Here is a 4,960-nt window from a genome sequence, read left to right as displayed (position 1 = left end):
CAAACTCCCGCCACGGTGCCCACTTGGTATACCCCAAGCGCGTCTGGACCGGCGACCCGTACCGCAGGGGCGCGGAGGTGGCCCTCACCCGCCCCCGGGTGAGCCCCGACGGCGAGATGGGCTACCCCGGCACGCTCACCGTGCGTGTGGACTACACGCTCACGGCGGCGGGCGACTTCCGCATCGACTACGAGGCCACGACCGACAAGGCGACGGTCGTGAACCTCACCAACCACACGTACTACAACCTGGCCGGGGAGGGCAGCGGCACCGTCTACGACCACCGGCTGGAGATCGCCGCCAGCCGCTACACCCCGGTCGACAAGACCCTCATCCCCACCGGCGAGCTCGCCCGGGTGGCCGGAACCCCGTTCGACTTCCGCCGCGCCAAGGAGATCGGCCGGGACATCCGGGAGGCGCACCAGCAGGTGCTCTACGGGCAGGGCATCGACCACAACTTCGTGCTGGACAAGGGCATCACCAGCCGTCCGGAGCACTTCCTGACGGTGACCGAGCCGGAGTCCGGCCGGGTGATGCGAATCGCCACAACCGAGCCCGGGGTGCAGTTCTACACCGGCAACTTCCTGACCGGCACGTTCGCGGGCACATCGGGGAAGGTCTACCGGCAGGGCGACGCCTTCGCCCTGGAGACCCAGCACTTCCCGGACTCGCCGAACCAGCCGTCGTTCCCCTCGACGGTGCTGCGGCCGGGGCAGACGTACCGGTCGACGACGGTGCACTCGTTCTCGACACGCTGAGAATTCGGCTCCTGCTTCATCCGCCCGCCCCGCGCTCCCGATCGGAGCGCGGGGCGGGCCCCGTCATACCCACCCGAGAGGACCCCGCATGAGACCGATACGCCCCCGGCTCGCCCTGCTCGGCGCCGCCCTGCTCGCCACCGCTCCCCTGGCCCTCGCCGTGCCGGCGACGGCCGCGGCCGACGCCACCACCGCCACCCCCGCCGTCGAGGAGCAGCGGCTCGACAAGGCCGCGCCCCAGGAGATCCTGCGCCGCAGCGGGTTCGACGACGTGGCACCGGGCTTCGCCCGCGCACTCGCGGGGACGCACTCCGCCGCCGAGGCCGAGCGCGTGATCACCCGCGAGGGCCGGGCGCTGTGGAAGCGCGCCGTGGACCGCGTACAGGGCCGGGGGCCCGCGGGCGGGGACCTCAGCCGGGACGACGACCGGCCGCTGTACTGGGCGCGGCTCGGGATGACCCGGGCGCTCGGCCAGTGGCAGCCGGGCTTCCCGCTCGCCGACGCCCGCCGCGCCGCGCTCCTCGACACGCTGGAACGCACCTCACGCGGGGAGGACTCGATCGACCTCCCGGCCGGTAAGGCCGGTCAGCGCGTCAAGCGCATCGTGGTCACCGGCTTCGACCCCTTCCAGCTGGACGCCGACGTACGCCGCTCCAACCCCTCCGGCGCGGCGGCGCTCGCGCTGGACGGGACGACGATCCGTACGGACAGCGGCCCGGCCCGCGTCGAGACGGCGGTCTTCCCGGTCCGCTGGGCCGACTTCGCGGACGGCACGGTCGAGCGGACGCTGCTGCCCGCCTTCCGGTCGGGGCCGCGCCGGGTGGACGCGTTCATGACCGTGAGCCAGGGCCGGGTGGGCCGGTTCGACATCGAGCGCACCAACGGCGCCTGGCGGGGCGGCTACCCGGACAACGCGAACGTCTCCCGCACCGAGACCGTGCCCATCCCGGCCGGTGTGCCGACCCCGCGGCCCCAGCCGCAGTGGACGACGACCACCCTCCCCCACGAGAAGATCGTCGCGGCGAACACCGGCCCCGTCCCCGTCTACGACCACACCGAGGTCACCGAGATCCCGGCGGGCGGCACCACACCCGTGGTCCGCCCGAACGGCCCGACCCCCGACTCGACGGCCCGCGCGGGCGGCGGCGGCGACTACCTCTCCAACGAGATCGCCTACCGCGCCACCCTGCTGCGCGACGCCGTCGGCCTGAAGGCCCCGGGCGGCCATCTCCACACCCCGGTCCTGCAGTTCGGCCCGGGCAACACCGACCCCACCACGGGCCAGGTCACCGACCCGGACTTCGTCCACAACCGCGAGGCCATCACCGCCCAGGTCCGCTCAATCCTCACCGTGGTCGCGACCACGACCCGTTGACACCCCGGTCCCTCGATCGGCGAGCAACAGAGCCAAGGGCCCGGCCGGAAGCAGAAAGCGGCCCTGCCCGACCGCGTCGATCGCATCCCCCATCGACCACCACGAAAGCTTGAAGTCGCGCTCAGTAGAGGTGAGTTCCTGAGGTCCGACGGTCAGCCGCCGGGCCTCGAAAAGATGCACGCGCGCCGTGGAGCCGAGGGTCATCGCATACGACCCCAGCGAACGCCACGTCTCGGCCATGACCCCGGCCTCCTCCCGCAACTCCCGCCGCGCACACTCTTCCGCCGTCTCCCCCGCCTCCCTGCGCCCGCCCGGCAGGAACAGATACTCACCGCCATGGCGGAGGAATTCCGCGCTCAACACGGCCACCAGCCCATCGGCGTCGCGGGCCACCACGACGGAGGCGTCGCGGACCGGCCCATGGTCCTGCATGTCGTCGCTCATGGCCGGCGAGCGTAGCGGCCATCAACGCACCATGGCCGCGTACGGCACGGTATGCGCCTGGGCACCTTCGTCTGTACGTCCGCCTCTCATCGAGGAGAAAGTGCCGGTTCGTCGTTCATCCGGCCACTGGCGCGGTGGGGTTGGGCCCGCCGGTGAAGACCAGGGCTGGAAAATGCCCGGCGGATCGGCGCACATCATGCCCAGTAAGCGCCGCTCAGCCGTCAGCATGGTGAGCAAACGTCCCAGGTGTTCATCTGTGTGGGCGAGCGCGGCACTTCTGCGAGTGCCCGGGGCCGGGGCCGTCCACCCCGGCCCCTGCCCACGAGAGTCGGGGACAAGGGGCGGGGCGGACGGCGGTCTCAGGACCGATTGAAGCGGTCGGGGTTGTTGTGGTCCCGGTGGCGGGGACACTGGCACGGCGACCACGCCTGCCCCAACGCGTAGGCATCGCTCTTCTCCCCGGCGAGGACGGCCACGGTCGCGCGCCGAGTGATGCCGATTCCGTCGCGCGCCACGGTGTAGACGCGCATCGTCATCTTCGGCCGCTCGTCCCGGTCCGGCCGGCTGTCGGCCATCAGCGGCCGCCCTTCCCGACCGGTGCGAGGAGTTGGAGCACGGTGCGCAGGCTCCGCTTCACCGCGCCGAGGTGGTAGGCCAATTCTTCCGGCGCGGCGTCGGCCAGGCTCAGCGCCTCTGCGGCGGCAAGACTCTGCCCGGCGACGATGACGACGGCCTGTTCCAGGCCGTCACGGGTAGGCTTTCCGGCCTCGATGCACGCCGGGCACAGGCCCAGACGCGGCTCGGCGGGGTTGTGGGGCCCGAAGCCGCCCGGGGCAGCACACAGAGCGCACCCGGGGGACGGGACGGGTGTGGTCCGGTGGCCGACGGTCACCAGACCACCACCATCCCGTGCGACGCGCGCACCAGCCGCGCTCGCGGGCGGCTCTCATGCCATCCCGCTGCGGAGCCGTCGTCGGCCGCCTCGGCTGCCCGATGACGACCGGACAACGGCAACCACAGCCGTAGCAGCGATTCGAAGATCCACGCGATAGCGTGGGCCATGTCGTCAACCTCCAAGGGGTTGAGGGCCACGCCCCCGGACCGTCGCCACGGTCGCGGGGGTCTGTACTCCTCCACATTTCCGCCCCTGGCAGTGCGTTTCCACTGCGTTCCGCGACCGTTAGGCATGGAGCAGGGATACCGCGCGAAGCGTGCCTAACGTCCCAGGGGGTACCGGTGAACGAAGCACTGCGCCGTGCCATGCTTCAAGCTCACACGACAGACCGGCAGTTGGCGGAGAGCTGTGGCGTCGATATCAAGACTGTCGGCCGATGGATCACCGAGACGGGACGGGTGCCCCGTGCCCGTCACCGATGGGCCGTCTGCGAAGCACTCGGAGAGGACGAGGCGGTGTTATGGCCAGCAGCCGTAAAGAAGGCGATCAAGGTTGGTCCGGACCGTGAGGTCGTTTCCGTCTATCCGTACCGGTCCGGCTGTCCGGCCTCCCTATGGCGGTCGCTGATCACCAAGGCTGAGCGAGAGCTGACCTTTGCGGGCTACACCAACTACTTCCTATGGCTCGAACAAGCCCGGTTCGGTACCGCGCTGCGGCGCAAGGCCGTCCCTGGCCGAACTGGAGAAGATCAGAAGCCAGCCGGGCATCGATGTGAGGTACAGCGAGGGGCACGCGTATCTATCCGTGTTCCGCTTCGATGACGACATGATCGTTACGCCTCTGCTGACTCACCTCGTGGGACACGATGCCCCCACGCTGCATCTGCGCCGTTACCAGGACGACGGCATGTTTGATCGCTTCGCTTCCCACGTTGAGGAACTGTGGAGACGAGGCAGTCCGGTATGGGAAGGGGAAGATGATGGGTAGGCGGGACTACGAGGACGACCCGAGTGCCCCAGCCGCGAACAGCCTGGTTCCTGCTGCTTCCGCCGTCGTCGTTGACGATGCCGGGCGCATCCTGCTTCAGCGTCGGCGGGACAACGACATGTGGGCGCTTCCCGGTGGTGCCATGCACATCGGAGAGTCGTTGCCGGACTGCGCGATTCGGGAGACGCGCGAAGAGACCGGGGTCGATGTTGAGATCGTCGGCATCGTCGGCACCTACACCAACCCCCGTCACGTCTTTGCCTACGACGATGGCGAGGTGCGCCAAGAGTTCTCCGTCTGCTTCGTGGCACGTCCTGTGGCTGGGCAACTGGCGGTCTCCGAGGAGTCCACCGATGTCCGTTGGTTCGACCCCGCAGAGGTTGACGCGCTCCCCATGGTCCCCAGCATCCGGAAGCGGGTGAACGACTGGCGCGACGGCAACATGCCCGCGGCCCGGTAGTCGGCCCGCGGCCCGTTTTGTCCGCCGTGAAAGGCCCCGGC

At 70.2% G+C, this 4,960-nt stretch carries 7 protein-coding genes; 3 read left to right on the top strand and 4 right to left on the bottom strand.

Features of this window, described 5'->3' with window-relative positions; translation table 11 throughout:
• A partial coding sequence (locus tag ACFXB5_RS02240) for an aldose epimerase family protein (RefSeq protein WP_385201553.1) occupies nucleotides 1-758 on the top strand: 758 nt, incomplete at its 5' end.
• Between the two features lie 88 nt (nucleotides 759-846).
• Complete coding sequence (locus ACFXB5_RS02235) at nucleotides 847-2,133, top strand: pyroglutamyl peptidase (protein ID WP_385201552.1); 1,287 nt, start codon at nucleotides 847-849, stop codon at nucleotides 2,131-2,133.
• On the opposite strand, the gene ACFXB5_RS02230 is transcribed toward ACFXB5_RS02235, so the two are convergent.
• The 4 genes from ACFXB5_RS02230 to ACFXB5_RS02215 form a co-directional block, all read right to left on the bottom strand.
• Nucleotides 2,098-2,577, bottom strand: a complete 480-nt coding sequence (locus tag ACFXB5_RS02230; RefSeq protein WP_385201550.1) for an NUDIX hydrolase — start codon at nucleotides 2,575-2,577, stop codon at nucleotides 2,098-2,100. The two genes, ACFXB5_RS02235 and ACFXB5_RS02230, sit on opposite strands and share 36 nt — an antisense overlap.
• A gap of 359 nt (nucleotides 2,578-2,936) precedes the next feature.
• The gene (locus tag ACFXB5_RS02225) at nucleotides 2,937-3,152 is read right to left on the bottom strand and encodes a hypothetical protein (RefSeq protein WP_385201548.1); all 216 of its coding nucleotides are present in this window, start codon (nucleotides 3,150-3,152) and stop codon (nucleotides 2,937-2,939) included.
• The gene (locus ACFXB5_RS02220; RefSeq protein WP_385201546.1) at nucleotides 3,152-3,469 is read right to left on the bottom strand and encodes a hypothetical protein; all 318 of its coding nucleotides are present in this window, start codon (nucleotides 3,467-3,469) and stop codon (nucleotides 3,152-3,154) included. Before ACFXB5_RS02220 ends, ACFXB5_RS02225 begins: the two co-directional genes overlap by 1 nt.
• Nucleotides 3,466-3,639 (bottom strand): hypothetical protein, encoded by a 174-nt coding sequence (locus tag ACFXB5_RS02215; RefSeq protein WP_385201544.1) that lies wholly within the window; start codon nucleotides 3,637-3,639, stop codon nucleotides 3,466-3,468. The genes ACFXB5_RS02220 and ACFXB5_RS02215 overlap by 4 nt, the downstream gene beginning before the upstream one ends.
• Nucleotides 3,640-4,451: 812 nt before the next feature.
• Here ACFXB5_RS02215 and ACFXB5_RS02210 point away from each other — a divergent pair.
• Nucleotides 4,452-4,919 (top strand): NUDIX domain-containing protein, encoded by a 468-nt coding sequence (locus tag ACFXB5_RS02210; protein WP_346167774.1) that lies wholly within the window; start codon nucleotides 4,452-4,454, stop codon nucleotides 4,917-4,919.
• Nucleotides 4,920-4,960: the final 41 nt, after the last annotated feature.

The sequence above is a fragment of the Streptomyces sp. NPDC059455 genome, assembly GCF_042750115.1.
Classification (GTDB): domain Bacteria; phylum Actinomycetota; class Actinomycetes; order Streptomycetales; family Streptomycetaceae; genus Streptomyces; species Streptomyces endocoffeicus.
Note: the sequence above shows the minus strand (reverse complement) of the source record. Positions and strands in the feature narration are given on the sequence as shown.